The sequence below is a fragment of the Paenibacillus sp. FSL H8-0261 genome (genome assembly GCF_045040645.1).
Taxonomy (GTDB): Bacteria; Bacillota; Bacilli; order Paenibacillales; family Paenibacillaceae; genus Paenibacillus_AQ.
In genome coordinates, this window is sequence record NZ_CP150297.1 from 1,409,706 (window position 1) to 1,426,511 (window position 16,806).

17 protein-coding genes are annotated in these 16,806 nt (G+C 48.1%); 14 read left to right on the top strand and 3 right to left on the bottom strand.

Going from position 1 to position 16,806, the window contains the following annotated elements; translation table 11 throughout:
* Positions 1-4 precede the first annotated feature (4 nt).
* Positions 5-952: a DMT family transporter gene (locus MHI27_RS06195; protein ID WP_405175836.1), complete on the bottom strand. Its 948-nt coding sequence runs from the start codon at positions 950-952 to the stop codon at positions 5-7.
* A 229-nt stretch (positions 953-1,181) separates the two neighbouring features.
* Here MHI27_RS06195 and MHI27_RS06200 point away from each other — a divergent pair, with 229 nt between their 5' ends.
* Positions 1,182-1,895: a metal-dependent hydrolase gene (locus MHI27_RS06200; RefSeq protein ID WP_405175837.1), complete on the top strand. Its 714-nt coding sequence runs from the start codon at positions 1,182-1,184 to the stop codon at positions 1,893-1,895.
* Between the two features lie 84 nt (positions 1,896-1,979).
* Here the strand turns inward: MHI27_RS06200 and MHI27_RS06205 are convergent, their stop codons facing one another.
* Positions 1,980-2,981, bottom strand: a complete 1,002-nt coding sequence (locus MHI27_RS06205; RefSeq protein WP_042185606.1) for a lipoate--protein ligase — start codon at positions 2,979-2,981, stop codon at positions 1,980-1,982.
* Positions 2,982-3,262: 281 nt separating this feature from the next.
* Here MHI27_RS06205 and MHI27_RS06210 point away from each other — a divergent pair, with 281 nt between their 5' ends.
* From MHI27_RS06210 to MHI27_RS06235, 6 genes are all read left to right on the top strand, one after another.
* The gene (locus MHI27_RS06210) at positions 3,263-3,847 is read left to right on the top strand and encodes a TetR/AcrR family transcriptional regulator (protein WP_076298271.1); all 585 of its coding nucleotides are present in this window, start codon (positions 3,263-3,265) and stop codon (positions 3,845-3,847) included.
* Positions 3,848-3,854: 7 nt separating this feature from the next.
* Complete coding sequence (gene map / locus MHI27_RS06215; protein WP_076284095.1) at positions 3,855-4,601, top strand: type I methionyl aminopeptidase; 747 nt, start codon at positions 3,855-3,857, stop codon at positions 4,599-4,601.
* A gap of 260 nt (positions 4,602-4,861) precedes the next feature.
* A complete protein-coding gene (locus MHI27_RS06220) occupies positions 4,862-5,950 on the top strand; it encodes a pyridoxal phosphate-dependent aminotransferase (RefSeq protein ID WP_405175838.1) in 1,089 nt (362 codons plus the stop codon).
* 646 nt (positions 5,951-6,596) lie between these two features.
* Positions 6,597-7,376 carry an adenosylcobinamide amidohydrolase gene (locus MHI27_RS06225; RefSeq protein ID WP_405175839.1) on the top strand — a complete coding sequence of 260 codons (780 nt, stop codon included), beginning with the start codon at positions 6,597-6,599 and terminating at the stop codon, positions 7,374-7,376.
* A 49-nt stretch (positions 7,377-7,425) separates the two neighbouring features.
* The gene (cbiB, locus tag MHI27_RS06230; protein ID WP_405175840.1) at positions 7,426-8,385 is read left to right on the top strand and encodes an adenosylcobinamide-phosphate synthase CbiB; all 960 of its coding nucleotides are present in this window, start codon (positions 7,426-7,428) and stop codon (positions 8,383-8,385) included.
* Positions 8,364-9,050, top strand: a complete 687-nt coding sequence (locus tag MHI27_RS06235) for a histidine phosphatase family protein (protein WP_405175841.1) — start codon at positions 8,364-8,366, stop codon at positions 9,048-9,050. Before cbiB ends, MHI27_RS06235 begins: the two co-directional genes overlap by 22 nt.
* Positions 9,051-9,156: 106 nt before the next feature.
* Here the strand turns inward: MHI27_RS06235 and catA are convergent, their stop codons facing one another.
* A complete protein-coding gene (catA, locus tag MHI27_RS06240; protein ID WP_405175842.1) occupies positions 9,157-9,816 on the bottom strand; it encodes a type A chloramphenicol O-acetyltransferase in 660 nt (219 codons plus the stop codon).
* A gap of 166 nt (positions 9,817-9,982) precedes the next feature.
* On the opposite strand from catA, the gene MHI27_RS06245 reads away from it, so the two are divergent.
* The 7 genes from MHI27_RS06245 (at position 9,983) to cobS (ending at position 16,715) form a co-directional block, all read left to right on the top strand.
* Entirely contained in the window at positions 9,983-10,519 is a 537-nt protein-coding gene (locus MHI27_RS06245) for an AAA family ATPase (protein ID WP_405175843.1), read from the top strand.
* Between the two features lie 125 nt (positions 10,520-10,644).
* A complete protein-coding gene (locus tag MHI27_RS06250; protein WP_405175844.1) occupies positions 10,645-12,096 on the top strand; it encodes a PLP-dependent aminotransferase family protein in 1,452 nt (483 codons plus the stop codon).
* A gap of 19 nt (positions 12,097-12,115) precedes the next feature.
* A complete protein-coding gene (locus MHI27_RS06255) occupies positions 12,116-13,048 on the top strand; it encodes a D-alanine--D-alanine ligase (protein ID WP_076284158.1) in 933 nt (310 codons plus the stop codon).
* A complete protein-coding gene (locus tag MHI27_RS06260) occupies positions 13,041-14,204 on the top strand; it encodes an aminotransferase class I/II-fold pyridoxal phosphate-dependent enzyme (protein WP_042185624.1) in 1,164 nt (387 codons plus the stop codon). The genes MHI27_RS06255 and MHI27_RS06260 overlap by 8 nt, the downstream gene beginning before the upstream one ends.
* Before the next feature lie 92 nt (positions 14,205-14,296).
* Complete coding sequence (gene cobT / locus MHI27_RS06265; RefSeq protein ID WP_405175845.1) at positions 14,297-15,358, top strand: nicotinate-nucleotide--dimethylbenzimidazole phosphoribosyltransferase; 1,062 nt, start codon at positions 14,297-14,299, stop codon at positions 15,356-15,358.
* Positions 15,355-15,903 carry a bifunctional adenosylcobinamide kinase/adenosylcobinamide-phosphate guanylyltransferase gene (gene cobU / locus MHI27_RS06270; protein ID WP_405175846.1) on the top strand — a complete coding sequence of 183 codons (549 nt, stop codon included), beginning with the start codon at positions 15,355-15,357 and terminating at the stop codon, positions 15,901-15,903. The genes cobT and cobU overlap by 4 nt, the downstream gene beginning before the upstream one ends.
* A complete protein-coding gene (gene cobS, locus MHI27_RS06275) occupies positions 15,900-16,715 on the top strand; it encodes an adenosylcobinamide-GDP ribazoletransferase (RefSeq protein ID WP_341061356.1) in 816 nt (271 codons plus the stop codon). Before cobU ends, cobS begins: the two co-directional genes overlap by 4 nt.
* The last annotated feature ends 91 nt before the right edge of the window (positions 16,716-16,806 follow it).

Consider the following 16,806-nt stretch of genomic DNA (forward strand, 5'->3'; position numbering starts at 1 on the left):
CTCCTTATCTCTTTCTAAATAAATGTAATTTGGAAAAATAATTCTTCTTATGTTGATTCTGACCCGGTTCCGGGCTCAGCTCTGCCATAAGCATAGCTCCCAGAATACAACCACAACCGAGCAGAGCGGACATACCAAGCGTTTCTCCGCCAAAGGCTAAGCCTGTCAGAACAGCGAATACAGGTTCTGTGGCATAAATAATGGCTACCCGGGAAGGCGTAGTGTACTTCTGGCAAGCGGTTTGAATCCAGAAAGCAAAAGCGCTGGTAGGACCAATAGAGATTAAAAGTGCCCAGAGAACGTCCGGGTCCTTGATAAGCTCTGCGCTGTGTGCCAGCGGTGCAGCTCCTTCAAAGATAAGCGAAGCGACAATACTGAACAGTCCAACGAAGGCGAGCTGCAAGGATGCCAGCGGCAACGCCGGATAATGAGGTGCATAAACGCCAGTATATGCGACTTGTAGCGCAAAAGCTATGGCGCAGAGCAAGATCAAAGCGTCGCCTTTATTCAGGGACAAGGCAGAGCCGGTGAAGGTCAGCAGATAAAGACCTACTGCGGCAAGCGCCGCGCTGAACCAAGTGTAACGTGAAATGGCATGCTTTAGTAGCGCCAGAGAGAGAAACGGAACCAATACGACCGATAGACCGGTAATAAACCCGGTATTGGAGGTGGTTGTATATAGAAGTCCCATGGTCTGGAAGCCATAGCCCATAAACAAAAAAAGGCCTAGCAGCAGAGAATCACGTACCATGCGGAAACTTAGCTGTTTCCACTCCTTGCGGTAAAAAATAAAAGTGATTAGAGCCAGCAACAGGGCAGCACCTGTAAAGCGGATGCTGTTAAACGCGAGTGGAGGGAGCACTTTGACAGCATTTTGAACAATCAGAAAGGTGCATCCCCACATCATCGCCACAAGTAGCAGGCTGAAATCGGCCATACGGGAACGCTTCACTTCTTAGGTCATCCTCTCTTCGGCAAATGCCGTCCTTGTAAGAACGACAAGGTCAAGTTGTCCAAATTGTATCGTATATTCATGGGGAGGACAAGATAGGAATCGCTCAAAGGCTTATATTTAAAGGGATTTAAGGGATTAGGCTAGACAAAAAAACAGGGTCTTGATATACTTCGATAACCGCACATTTGTTCTTGTTTTTCGCATCTTAGAAAGGAGCGGTTTCACCATGATGGGCAGATCCCATTTAATAATCAGCACTGGGGTTACCCTATCTGTAATGAGTTTGATGTCGCATGAGATTACGATTCCGGTTATTGCGGTCGCAGCATTAAGTTCTTTGCTTCCTGATATCGATGAACCGAATTCGCTGCTTGTGCGCAAGGCGATTCCAGAATTTCTATTAAGAGCGCTGCAAATTGCTTTGATAGGCGCGGCGATCTATCTCTATTTTGCCGGAATCGTGGAACGTCCTTGGAATATTGTGCTTGCACTGCTAGTCGGAAGTGTATCTTTCCTGCCTAGTCGAAAGCTGCGCCATTTGGTCATGATCTTGATTGCCATAGCACTCTTTGCCTTCGGGGAAGCCTATGATCCATGGAACTACATTGCAGCGTGCGTGCTTGTAGTCTCATCGGTTGTTCCTCATCGTGGACTGACACATACCTTGTATGGAGTTGTGGGCTGGAGCGCCTTATTGTATTTTGCCTCAGCGGGTATAAATGATGGTGGCAGTCTGTGGATAGCTGGCGGTATGTCGTATGCACTTCATCTACTGGCAGACTCCCTTACTCAAAGAGGAATTACACCATTGCCGCCAATACCCTTTAAGCTGCGTCTAAAGCTAATGAGTACAGGCACGAAAAAAGGTGGAGCCGTAGAGAACGTCTGCATCATGCTGACTCTAGCGTTCGTTGTCTATGTATTTATACTTTCTCCTTGAACTAAAATGAATATGAAAGAGGGGCTTGTCTATTCTTTACGCAAATTGCGCATAGGATAAGCAGGCCCCTTTATTTTTGTGTAACTATTCCTCTAAGAAAACCAGTCCGATAAAGTCCTCCGGCTCAATACGTCCGAAATAATGCTTCAAATCCAGATCAGCTAATGCTTCTCTAACCTCTGCCTCATTATAACGTTTGCCACGAAGTGCATTTTCAACATCTACTACGTCACCAACCCCAAAGAAGTCACCATAGATTTTGATGTCCTTAATGAGGGAATCCTCAATATCCATACGAATATCAATAATTCCAGCAGGGAATTTACGTGTGTGTTTGACATTGCTTTTTGGTGACAGACCGTAGTTCCAGTCCCAGTTCTGGTAGTGCTCTTTGGAAATTTCGTGGATTTTGTCCCAGTCTGCTTCCTGAAGCTTATACTGAGGGACCTCGGATGGCTCCATGCCAAAGATCGAACGTAGGAGACCGGAGCGGAACTCTTCAATGGTCATGTCTGTACCTAGCAGCTCTTTGATGTTGGCTACGCGACTACGTACGGATTTGGTGCTCTTCGATTTGAACTTCTCTGGATTTACTTTTAGAGAGGCTTGTACATTGTCCAAATTGAGGTCAAACATCAGTGTGCCATGGCTGAACATGCGTCCACGTGTGGAGAATTGAGCGTTGCCGGAAATTTTTTGTTCGCCGACTTGAAGATCATTCCGTCCGCTAAGCTCAGCGTTAACACCCATGCTTTGCAAGTAGTCGATCACCGGCTGGGTGAATTTCAAGAAGTTATGGAAGGATTGGCCGTCGTCCTTAGTAATGAAGCTGAAGTTCAAATTTCCGAGATCGTGATAGACCGCGCCACCGCCGGACAGACGACGTACAACCTTAATATCATTCTCTTTAACATATTCCTGATTGATTTCTTCAATCGTATTTTGGTGTTTACCGATGATGATAGATGGGCTGTTAATATAAAAAAGCAGGTAACTCTCGTCCATCGGCAAGTGTTTCAGCGCATATTCCTCAATCGCCAAATTGATGGAAGCGTCAGTAATCCCTGTGTTATCAATAAAAATCATAGTGAATTCCTCCGTTGCAGCAAAATTGATTACAGTTCTCATTTTAAACCAAAAGCAGTTTTTTAACAAAAGAGATCGCTTCGTGTTTCGGTGAAAATAAAGTCTTAGATTGGATTCATTGATTTAACGCGATTTTTAAATTGAAGAATTTCCAGCACTCAGTCTTATTGTTCAGTACTTCATTTTATCGAACACCAACAAATCTTTTGCATTTCTTCAGCCCATGGGTTACTATTTTTATATTGACAAATTTGCAGGTCTAAATAAGGAGGTTACACGTTATGTGCCCCCGTACCAAAGAACAAAATGAGCTCATACGCATACAGCGCAAAGAACAGATCCTGGACGTCGCCGCGCGCTCCTACTTTCGCACGGGCGGCAGCTTTGATATTCGCGACGTCGCCCGCGAGGCAGGTCTTGGTTACGGCACAGTATACCATTATTATCCCAACCGGCATTTATTAATAGAAGATGTGTTAGAAAGCGGCTTTGAGCGATGTGAGCAAGTTATCGCAAAATGGGCGGACATCAGCGGCAGCCCACCGGATGACAGGCAGTTGTTGATGTATTGTAAAGCACTGCTCCAGCTGTGGCAGTCGGACGCCCGCGCATATCTCGTCTACAAAATGGCGGCGGAACATTATGTAGGCTTGTCTGAAAGGGATCGACACCACGCCAAGAGACGGTTTATGGAACGCCTGTACGTTCCACTCCAATCGATCGCACAGTGCGAAGACGACAGCGTCGACCATATGCTTGCTGTGCTGGTCGGTTGCTGTGGGCTGCACTACTATGCGGGCAATTCCGATCTGAACGTCGATCGAATCGCCCGACTCGCTATCCAAGCTATTACGAAGGGGTCCTGATACGAACATGGTCATTTTAAAAAGCAAGCATGAAATTGAGGCTATCCGCAAGGCATGCCAAGTGGTGGCTGAATGTCATCGTACAATCGCCCCGCTTATCAAACCGGGTATTACCACCAACGAGATTGAGCGCATATTCGAGGACATTATGTTGAAGCACGGCGCAAAGCCATACCAGAAAGGCTATAGGGGCTATCAATATGCGACCTGTGCCTCCGCCAACGATGTAATCGCGCATGGCTTCCCTAGCAATAAGCCACTTGAGGAAGGGGATATCGTGACGATTGACACGGTCGCTGAGCTCGATGGCTGGCTCGGCGATTCGGCCTGGAGTTATGCGGTAGGGCAGATCTCGCCGATGGCCGAGAAGTTGATGCGTGTCACGAAGGAATGTCTTGATCTGGGCATCGAGCAGGCTCAGCCCGGCAATCGACTCGGCGATGTGACGAGTGCGATTCAGCGGCATGCGGAATCACACGGTTTCGGCGTCGTCCGCGACCTTCTCGCTCATGGCATCGGCCGCGACCTGCACGAGGAGCCGACTTATATGCATGTCGGCAAGCCTGGAAAAGGCCCACGTATCAAGGAAGGTATGGTGTTCACGATTGAGCCCATGATCACCGAAGGTACCTACTTGATGACAATCGATCCGGACGGCTGGACCGCACGGACGATGGACAACAAGCTCGCCGCCCAATACGAGCATACGATTGCCATTACGGCTGAAGGTCCACAAATTTTGACCGCGCAATAGAAAAAAATTAGAAGTCGACCAACGAAATGGTCGACTTCTTTTTTTCGGGTTCTGGGACAGCGTGTCCATAGATCTGATGAGGCTGCCAGTCTAGAACTTTATTATCTTTTGACATCTCGTAGATTTTAATGTCGATTTGAGGCAAGCGGTTATTCAGGTGATTCCTTTAGTGAGCATTGACGTATTCCCGGCAAAGACGCAATAATGGTGGCAATGAGATACATATCGAACAAACGAAAGTGGATAGAGGGAGTGTAAATATGCTTGAAAAATACGGCCATGGCGGTGATTTGCTAACAGCTGCGGAACTTTATGAGGAGGCTGGTGGCACATTTCTTGATTTCAGCGCAAACATCAATCCTATCGGGCCTCCGCCAGCCGTCTTAGAGCTACTTAGAACAGCATTGTCTACGGTGGTTGCCTACCCTGACCCTGGACATCGGCGCTTCAAAAGTCTGCTAGCAAAGGACCTTGGTATACATAGTAGTTGGTTGACAGTAGGCAACGGAGCCGCAGAATCTATGGCATTGTTGCTGCTTGCGATTGCTCCGCAAAAGGTAGGTATCGTAGAACCTTGTTTTTCTGAGTACCGGCAGCTATCTGTGCAATTCGGCGCAGAAGTATTATCTGTTCAGGGGACAAGGGAACAGCACTTCCGAGCTGGAGTGAATGAGATTTCCGGGCTGCTGGAGAAGGTTGATCTGCTGTTCCTTGGACAGCCGAACAACCCTAATGGCGTTCAGTATACTGTGGATGAGCTGCGCTGGTTAGCGCAGAAGGCTGAAAGCTACGGGACGTATTTGGCTGTGGATGAAGCCTTTATTGATTTTATTCCTGAAGCAGAACGAAATACGCTTTTGCCGGATCTGGATCAGTTTCCGCATACGATTTTGGTGCGGTCGATGACGAAATTTTATGCGATTCCCGGACTGCGTCTCGGGTTTGCCATTTCGCATCCCGAGCTGGCAAAGGCGATGACCGGAAAGCAGGTTACCTGGAGCGTGAATGGTTTGGCGCTGCTGGCGGGCGAAGCCTGCCTTGAGTGTGGGCACGAGTATGGACATCGCACACGCGAACTGATCGCCACTGAACGGGAGCTGCTGCGTCAAGGCCTTATACAGCTAGGCTGCGATGTGCCGCCAGGCGAAGCCAACTTTCTGCTCTGTGGCCTGCCTTCGCCATGGAGTGCGGCTGAGATGCAGACCCGTCTTGGGCGTGTCGGTATACTGGTGCGCAGCTGCGCTATGTACCCCGGTCTAGGAGACGAGCATATCCGAGTAGCAGTTAAGGGACATGAGGATAATGTCCGGCTGCTAAAACAGATGAAGGAAATTCTGGCGGATAAGTGACCTGTGTAGCTTAGAGGGCAGCGGGTTTGCTGCTAAGTGACAGGTGTAGCGCAGGGGGATGGGAGTCTACTGTAAGTGACACTCGCGGCGTAGAGAAGGCAGGGATTCTAATGAATAAGTGACTCAAGTACCGCAGAAGTTGCGATTTGATACCGGATGGCAGGCTTCAGCTCGCATGCTTAGGGTTGTGACAAAGTTTGGTGAGATAGCTTCTGATGGACATCCTCCAAAGTGCATTCGTTGTATTTCGTACAACAGAACTCGCTTTGCTGGCGTAGCAATTCGATTCTATAGCACTGTGTACAATAGAAATTTGGAAAATGATGCGAATTAGGTTTTTACGTGACATTCTATTGCAAGAAATACAGCAGAATGGCTTTTGCCAGTGAATAAAGCTGAATTTGTTGTATAAAGTGCAATAGATGGGTGAGGGATGGATTTCTAGGTGGATATTGGAGTATGTGTTGTAGTAGAAATCGAGTATCTGTGGAGTGGATATTGAGTATGTGTTCAGAGCTGAAATTAGGGGCATGTGTTGGAGTAGATTTTAGAGCAGATAGTCATTTGCTGTGAAATAGAGAATTAGGTAGTTTCTAAGTGAGACGGTTGGGGAAGTACAGGCGCGACCGCGAAGCGGGTTGGATGAATGGATAAAAGTAATGTGCTGTGGAAGGAGCAAGATCGATATATGGTGCAAGTAAAGATTCCATTTAACCTCGCAGGAGGCGTAAAAGAGTACCATTCGGCCATCTGGCCAGGGCTTGCTTTACAGTGGAAGGGAAACCATCTGCTACTAGAGCTACCTGCTGAAGCAGATGGTTTATCGAGTGCGTTCTATGGTGGAGGAATGAATCGGCTAGAGAGGGCCGTCAATTTATATGTTGACCGCAATTATGAATGTAGTGATCCTGTTCAGGATATGGAGAATAAGCTCCGCGAGTGGGGTTATTCAATGTCTGGCTGTGCCGGTCTGATGACGGCAGTACCGCTAGAGCATGCAGCGGTAGCTGAGGAAGACATCGGCTCAGCGGGTATTTTTGTTTGCGTTACTGCCGCCGCAGGAAATGCTGCGCGCGCGGGTGTGGAACGCAATGTGCTGGCTGTTTATCGCCCGGGTACGATTAACATAATGCTAGGTATTGATGGCCGCCTGACACCGGCGGCCATGGTCAATGCTGTGCAGACAGCTGTCGAAGCCAAAGCTGCTGCACTGGCAGACCTCGGGATTACCGATCCCGAGAATGGCCTGATCGCTACCGGAACAACTACGGATGCGATAGTGCTCGCTGTGAGCCAAAGTGGGCGATACAAGGCAGAGCATGTTTACGCCGGAACCGCTACCGATCTTGGGGGCGCAATCGGGCGTCTTGTATATAGCGCTGTGACAGGGAGTTTGCTATCGGTTCAGGCAAGGAAGGACAGCTAATGAGAATAGGTAGCTGGAATTGCTGGAGAATGTACAGAGGTGATCGCCTGTGACAATCGCTTTAGTACTGCTTGCGGCTTATGTAATTGATCGGATCGTAGGTGATCCGCGTAGCTTGCCCCATCCCGTAATCGGTATGGGCAAAGCAATCACGGCTCTGGAGCGGGCGATCCGTCGTTTATGGTCCCACCCGCAAAGCCTGCGCAGAGCAGGGGTGTTACTTCCGCTATGTGTGGCGGGTGGTGCTTGGGCACTGACAGCCATTCTGCTATGGCTGCTGTCATATATCTCACCATGGCTCGTCTGGATAGCCGAGGCTTGGTTGATTTCAACCACGATTGCCTCCAAGGGACTAAAGGATGCAGGGATGGCGGTGTATGTGGAATTGCAGAAGGGCGATTTCCCTGCTGCCCGCAAGGCGTTGGGGATGATCGTGGGGCGTGATACGACTTCGCTAGATTCCCCGGAAATTGTGCGCGGCACGGTAGAGACTGTAGCAGAGAATATCGTCGATGCGATTATTTCTCCATTGTTCTATGCGCTCATCGGTGGCGCGCCGCTTGCTATGGCTTATCGAGCAGTAAACACACTCGATTCCATGGTGGGATATAAGAATGATAAATACCGAGATCTCGGCTGGGCATCCGCTCGGCTTGATGATGTTGCCAACTTCATTCCAGCACGGATTACGGCATTGCTCTTGGCACTGTGTGCATGGCTGCTTCGTCTGGATTGGCGCAATTGTTTGCAAATGGTGAAGAGGGATGCGCGTCTCCATCCAAGCCCAAATAGCGGCTATCCAGAATCCGCTGTTGCGGGCGCACTTGGTATCCGTCTCGGAGGAGAGAACGTCTATCATGGTGTCGCTTCTTTCCGAGCCTATATGGGTGATCCGGTACGAGCGATGGAGCCGGACGATATTATTCAGACCTCGCGGATGATGATGCTCTCCTCTTCAATTTTTGTAGGCTTATGCGCGGTTGTGGCATGGATATGGATCGGGGGCTAATGCTAGATATGGCGTTTCCTTCAATAGAGCTAGAATTAGTACTTGTTCGCCACGGGCAAACTCAGTGGAATGCTGAGCATCGTTACTTAGGACATTCGGATCTCCCGTTGCTATCTAGTGCAGTAGAGCAGCTATCTCAGCTTAAGCAGCAGTCTGAAGTATCGAATGATTTTTGGTGTGTATTTTGCAGCGATTTGCTTAGATGTCGGGAGACTCTAGCTTACATTTCTCCTTCTTTAGAGAAGGTGGCTGTCTACGATCCGCGTCTGCGCGAAATAAATTTTGGAGCTTTCGAAGGCTGTACTTATGAGGAATTGAAGGATAACTCACTGTATAGAAGGTTGATTGATAATCCTTCCACAATTACACCACCGGATGGTGAAACATGGGCGCAGTTTGACAAACGGTTGCGTAGCTTCCTGTCAGATCTGGGGCGAGGGGCTGAGGATACATTTGTGCAGGCTGCAATTAGTGAAAAAAAGGCTGAGGTAATAACAAGCAGGGTATTGGTAGTCACACATGGTGGTGTTATTCGGAATTTCCTTGCACAGTTAATTCCTGGTGTCACATTCTACAGCGCAGTTGCACCTTCTCCGGGAACAGCGATGGTACTCAGGCTATTTTGGCAGAACGGGCAATGGTCGGCAGATATTTCGGGAGATTGATGAGAAAATCAAATGAAAAAAAGGGTTCCACATATTAGCCATACCTAATATGTGGAACCCTTTATGTTTAAACTATCGTTCGCACTCAGCAGAATAAAGTGGATAATTAGATGTTAGGTAACCATTCCTTATAGGTATCTGCACGTGATTGCAATTCATTATACAGCATGCTGGCATGGTAACCGTCGCACACGGCATGGTGGAATTGCCCCGATATTGGTAATAGTATTTTTTTGTCTTGATGAAAATATTTTCCTATAGTAAAGATGGGAAGTAGGAAGGTTCCCTCGTTATACACGTTCAGGTTAAAGCCCGTAAAGCTGACCCACGGAATACTAGAAATAGGGAAGGTGTTCGGTGGTTCGTTTGCTTTAGCGATAAATTGTTTCACGCTTCCGTACATTTTCATATCATCCAGATAACGGTTATAGAAATCATTAAACTTTTCACCGTACGAAGTCCAGATGCTTGAAAAAGTCTTATCATCATCATGGAAAATTGTAAAACTAGGTGACATGCTATCCCAATAACCTAATCTACCTTCAGAATCAAAGCATGTGCGGAATTCACTATGACGGTTCACCACCGTAGTTATCATGTGGATTAGTGCTGGGTACAGCTTAATTCCCTTATGCTTAAGCTCTGACAGTAGAAGGGTGATATCAATATTTGCGGTCATGCTATAGGTGCATCTGACATTGTTTAAATAATGTTCAAAATAGGGTTTTCTACTCCAGTTATCAATGACAATCGGGTTAAAAATCATTTATTATGACCTCCTAAAATTATTTCGTTTTTCATTTTAGGAGGTCTGCTGGACTGATTTCACCATAACCTTATCACAATCCTTTGAGAAAGTATTTTGTAACGATGAGTATACCATCATCATCGCCGTAATTAAACTAGATCAAGTGGAAGGGAGATGCTTTATAATGCTGAATGAAAAGAGGGTCATCGAAAAATTACTCCAGCAAAAGCGTACTAGCGCGGTTCCCATCGTTGTAATGATGTGCGGTGTAGCTGGGTCGGGTAAAACGACCTTTGCTCAAAAGTTGGAGAAAGAAGGATTCGTACGGCTTTCGATAGATGAGGACATTTGGGCCACTTACGGCCGTTTTGGAGTGGATTATCCAGAGGAGAATTATGGTTCCTATTTAATAGAATCGGAATTAAAGCTACGTAAGGAGCTGGTGAATCTGCTTCAGGCAAAACATCATGTTGTCATCGATTTCAGCTTCTGGCAACGTCAGAGACGGAACGATTACAAGCAACTTATTGAGAGTTATGGTGGCGTGTGGGAACTGATTCACTTAAAAATTCAGCCAGATGAATTGCGTCAGCGACTGCTTATCCGGAGTGAACGTTTTGACGCCAATGCCGCATTTCCGATTACTGAGGACATACTAACCCGGTTTTTAAATGGTTTTGAGATCCCTGCTGGAGAAGGGGAGCTTGTGATCGAAGCATAGATCTATAACTTGATTTTTTGGGCATTTGTCCTCTCATAGAACCACAGCCGGATTAAAATCCCATGGCTGTGGTTCTTTTTTTAAGCGAGTGATTATGCCATGATAGTCATGGGGGCGATTGAGAGATGTTTAAGGATTTTAAGCTCATAGCCGGACGGCCGGTGTATATACAAATTAAAGACTATATGAAGCACTTAATCATAAAAGGCGGTCTGCAAGGCAATCAAAAGCTGCCCTCTACACGAGAACTCAGCACATTGCTTAAGGTTAGCCGCAACTCCGTAATCTCTGCTTATGCAGAGCTTGAGGATGATGGATTTGCGTATGCCGTGCAGGGTCAGGGAAGTTATGTGGCACCTACACCTCTCGGCAGTGAAACAATCTCTTCCTGGACGATGGACTGGAAGACGCGTATCAATGATCATGCGCGGCTGGCGGAGGATCTGGATATCATGAAGCGCGGCATACGAGCGGAGAAGGGGACGATCTCCTTCACGAGCATCGCACCTGATGAGAGTCTTTTTGATCTAGATAATGTGAAACGCTCCTTTATGGATCGTATGTCGGTGGAAGGCAACGTCTTACTAAATTATGGATATGCCAAAGGGTATAAGCCTTTAATAGACTATTTGAAGCAGTACATGGAGCACAAAGGCGTTGAAATGAAAGGCAAGGATATATTAATCACCAATGGCTTTACAGAGGGATTCGATATTGTATTGTCAGTACTTAGCAAAAAGAATGGTTCGGTCATCTGTGAGAATCCAACGCATCATACGGCGATCAAAAATCTGAAGCTGAATGGCTTTGAGATCACCGGGATTCCTATGGAGCGTGATGGGATTGATCTGGTTGAGCTGGAGAAGGCATTGCAGGAGCAAGCTTTTGACTGTGCCTACTTTGTCCCCTCTTATCATAATCCGACCGGCATTGTAATGTCTCCCGAGAAAAGACAGAGGCTAATGAAGCTGATGAACCGGTACCAAATACCAGTGATCGAGGATGGTTTTAACGAGGAGTTACGCTATTCGGGCTCACATGTGGCTCCACTTATCGCAGCAGCAGGGAGCGGCAACAGCGTGATCTATCTAGGTAGCTTCTCAAAGGTATTATTTCCGGGACTACGCGTAGGCTGGGTGCTGGCAGATCAGGAGCTGATCTATTCTCTCGAAAGCGTCAAGCGCGCACGCACCATTCATACCTCGACGCTGGATCAATCCATTTTGTATCAGTACTTATTAGGTGGCCATTTAGAGAAGTATTTGAAAAAAGCCAGAGCGGAATATAAACGAAAATATGAATTAACCCTGCAATGCTGTAAGGAGTTTATTCCTTATACGGCGTTATCAGGGGATGGCGGATTGCATCTTTTTGTAACATTTGCGGAGGGCTTTAATACAAGGACGCTGCTAGCGGCCTGTCATGAACAAGGGGTTATTTTTACAGCAGGAGATATATTCTTCACTGACGGTAAAGGTCAAAATACGATACGGATCGGTTTCTCCAGAGTGACGGATGAGGATATCCGCAAGGGGATCGAGATTATTGGCAGAACAGCACGACAACTAATGGGATAAAGAGGTGCTTGAGATGAAGATGAAGGTAGGCGTAATTATGGGCGGGGTGTCCTCAGAGTATGAGGTATCCATGAATAGCGGTAGAGAGATTTTGAAGAATCTAGATCCCAATAAATATGAGGTTGCTCCAATAGTGATTACCAAGCGTGAAGAGCTTATTGAGCAGGCAAAAGGAATCGATATCGCGCTGCTTGCGCTCCACGGAGCTTACGGAGAGGACGGTACGGTTCAGGGGACGCTGGAGACAATGGGGATTCCTTATACGGGTAGTGGCGTTTTGTCTAGCAGCATTTGTATGGATAAAGATCTTTCCAAAAAGCTTATGCGCTGCTCAGGCGTCAATACGGCGGATTGGCTGTGCTGGGATAGTATGAAGGATTATTCTCAAGAAGCCGTAGAGCGGATTGGATATCCTGTTATGGTGAAGCCATGTGCAGGCGGTTCGAGTATCGGTATGGAAAAGGTGAGCAGTAGCGAGGAGCTGTTGAGCGCAGTACAGAAGGCTTTTGCCTGTGATCAGTCGATTCTGATCGAGAGCTACATTCAAGGCCAGGAAATCACTTGCTCTATTCTAAATGGAGAGATGCTGCCCGTTTTGGGAATCACCTCGGCGCATGCGGAGTGGTTCGATTACAGTGCGAAATACGAAGATGGCGGGGCAGACGAACGAGTCATTGATCTACCAGCTGAGGTGTATGAGCGAGTACGTGATGCAGCCTTAACTTGCTACAAAGCACTAAAATGCAGCGTGTACGCAAGGGTGGATATGCTCATTAAGGATGGTATTCCATATGTGCTGGAGGTGAACACATTACCGGGCATGACGAAGGCGAGTCTTTTACCAAAAAGCGCGCAAGCGGCAGGTTACAGCTTCAGCGGACTGCTGGACGAGATCATTTCCCTTTCCCTAACAGAAAAGAGTCCGAAAGAAGAGGTGCTCAGTCATGCATAATGAATGGATTACTCCGCGTGTACGGGAGATTGCTCCCTCGGGGATTCGGGCTTTTTTTGACCTAAGTACAGGGAATCAGGATATTATATCGCTTGGTGTAGGCGAGCCTGATTTCGTTACACCGGAGCATGTAAGAGCTGCCTGTATTCGTGCTTTGAATAATGGGGAGACGATGTATACACCAAATTCCGGCTTGCTGGAGCTTAGAGAAGAGATCGCCTCTTATCTGCACACAAGCTTCAATCTCCGCTATGAGCCAACTAACGAGATTATGGTTACAGTGGGAAGCAGTGAAGCCGTGGATTTGGCTCTGCGGGCCTTTATTACACCCGGGGATGAGATTATCGTCCCTTCTCCGAGCTATATTGCGTATTCGCCGATTACTCATTTGAACGGTGGGATTACGGTAGAGGTTGAATCTTCAGCCGAGCAGGGTTTTAAACTTACTCCTGAAGCGTTGCGGCAGGTGATTACCCCGCGTTCCAAGATTCTTATGGTGAATTTTCCGACTAATCCTACAGGAGCAGTAATGACTTACGAGGATTGGCTACCCATTGCACAGATTGTAAAAGAGAATAACTTACTTGTCATTTCAGATGAAATCTATGCCGAGCTAACCTATGATAGTCAGCATGTAAGTATTGCCTCTCTTCCTGGGATGTTGGAACGAACGATTGTCATTAGTGGCTTCTCCAAAGCCTTTGCGATGACTGGCTGGAGAGTAGGCTATGCTTGTGGTGATCAGGAATTAATTGCTGCGATGCTCAAAATCCATCAGTACACTGCGATGTGTGCTCCAATACTAGGTCAAATCGCTGCCATTGAATCACTGCGGAACGGTATGGAGCATAAGGATCACATGAAACGATGCTTTGATGAGCGAAGAAAGCTGCTGGTTAGTGGATTTCGATCTATTGGTTTACCGTGCCACGAGCCGGAGGGTGCATTTTATGTCTTTCCTTCCATCGCTAATACCGGAATGAAGTCAGAAGTTTTCGCTTTGCAGCTGCTCAAGGAGGTTGGTGTTGCTGCGGTTCCGGGGCATGTGTTTGGAGCGGGTGGAGAAGGGTATATTCGCTGCTCTTATGCAGCATCCCTACAAAAATTGACGGAAGCGCTGGAGAGAATCGAAGGATTTATGAAAGTGAAGTTGTAATTCTAGTGGTCCCCATCTATCATAGATGGGGGCTTTTATGTGTAGATAAGATAGAATAGGTTATACGGATATCTTTAATTGGAGGTTAAAATATGATTTCATCTATTCAAGAAGTAATTAAACGAATCACACCAGCGGATGAACAGTCTTTCCTAAAGGCGGAGCACCGCTTGAACATTCTAACTAAACCACCGGGCAGCCTGGGACAATTGGAGACGCTGGCCGTTAAGCTCGCCGGAATTTCGGGTACGGAGCAGCCTAGTTTCACCAAACGAACGGTAGTTGTTATGGCTGCCGATCACGGTGTATGCTGCGAGGGAGTTAGCGCGTTTCCACAGGAAGTCACAATGCAGATGGCCTATAATTTTCTCAGCGGAGGAGCGGCTGTGAATGTACTGGCACGTCAAGCTGGGGCTGAGGTAAAGTTCGTAGATATCGGTGTTAACGGCGACCTTAGTCATGAGGATCTGATTGATTGTAAAGTGCGCCGAGGAACGGATAATATAGCCGTGGGACCTGCGATGAGTCGTGAAGAAGCGATGAATGCTGTGCTTGTAGGTATAAGAATCGCACAAGAAGCGATTGAGAACGGGACAGAGATTTTTATTACAGGTGAAATGGGCATAGGGAATACGACGGCTAGCGCAGCTATTCTGTGTGCTCTAAAAGGAATACCACCTGAAGTAGCCGTTGGAAGAGGAACGGGAATTGATGATGAACGTTTACTACATAAGATTGCAGTTGTGGAACGCGCTTTAAAGGTGAATCAGCCGAATCGGGCAGATCCGCTGGATGTATTGTCCAAAGTAGGGGGACTGGAAATCGCCGGTTTGACGGGTCTGATTCTTGGCGCAGCTGCTGCCAGGGTACCTGTCATTTTGGATGGTTTTATTTCGGGCGCGGCAGCTCTTGTAGCGAAGGCGCTTGCGCCAGAATCTATTGCTTATATGATAGGCTCCCATCTATCAGGAGAACAAGGACATAAGCTGATGCTGGAGCGGCTTGGACTTGAACCGTTGTTTAACCTGGGTCTTCGTTTGGGTGAAGGAACTGGAGGCGTATTGTCCCTTCATTTAATTGAGGCGATATGCCGCATTTTGAGCGAAATGGCCACCTTTGAAAGTGCAGGCATCTCTGGAGCTGGGAAACAATGAGTATTCTTGTAACGGGAGGGGCGCGTAGCGGGAAAAGTGGTTTTGCAGAAAAACTGATGTCGTCACTGGCAGATCAGGCCTTCTATGTTGCAACCGGACAAGCGTTTGATGATGAAATGAATGAACGGATTGCACTGCATCAGCAACAGCGCTCGCAAAGCGGATATGCTTGGGAGACGTTAGAGGAGCCTTATGATTTGCCAGATCTTCTTAAGCGTTTATCTGGTGAAAAGGCGGTTCTCGTAGATTGTCTAACGTTGTGGTTATCGAATGTACTGCTAGCCATGGAAGGATTTACGGATAGGCAAGAGTTGATTGAGAGCGAGATTACAAGACTTGAAGACAGTGTACGCACATTTCAAGGAAACCTCATTTTGGTCACTAATGAGGTTGGAGACGGTATTGTTCCGGAGTATGCGTTTGGCCGATTGTACCGTGATCTGGCAGGACGTATGAACTCGCTGCTTGCTCGGCAATGCGAGCAGGTTTTTTTAGTGACTGCGGGCATTCCAATTGAACTCAAGAGCAGGGAGTATCGTTTATGAGGGAGCGCAGGGATGCTGCCGCGGCTGCCTTTCAGTTTTTGTCCCGGTTTCCTGTAAAGAGTGACCCTGGATTTTCTCCTGAGCTGCTGCGCCGAAGTGTGCTGTTCTATCCTGTGGTGGGTGCAGCTATCGGACTTTGCGTAGCTGCTGGGGCAGCTTTGACGGGATTGATTTTACCAGCTTGGCCAGCCGCTGTCATTACCCTCATTCTATGGGTAGGACTCACCGGAGGTCTGCACCTCGATGGCTGGATGGACACTGCGGATGGTCTGCTAAGCTACCGACCGAGGGAACGGATCCTGGAGATTATGAAGGACAGCCGTGTGGGTGCGATGGGTGTGCTCGCCTGCGTGCTGCTCTTGCTGTTAAAGGCCTCTTTAGTGGCAGCATTAATCGAAGGCTACGCCTATTACGAGCTGCCACTGCTCTTGCTGCCAGCGATCTGGAGCCGCTGGTATATGGTGCGGGCAATGGTGCGTTATCCCATTGCCCGCGGGAACGAGGGGCTGGCCGCGAGCTTCGCCGGCCTCGCTCCCTCGCATGAGCGGCGCGCGCTGGCGATAGCCGCGCTGCTCTCGCTTGCCGCAGCCGGTGCGCCTCTGGCGCTCGGCGCGGGCATAGCCGCGTGGCCGCTGCAGCTGGCGGCAGCGTTACTGCTGCCAGCTGCGGCCTTGGCCAGCGGCACCGTTGCTGCGCGGCGGATTAGCAGCCGGCTCGGCGGGCTCACCGGCGATGTGTATGGCGCGCTGAATGAGCTGCTAGAGGCTGTGCTCCTACTAGTACTAGTGCTGCTCCAGCACAATTTCATGTGAGTGGCTCCTGCGGGTGACGCATAGTAGCCAGCTGGCTCAATCTGTTTATATCCACTGCTGATGCTTGTGGGTCCAGTTGTTTGGTGGCCCG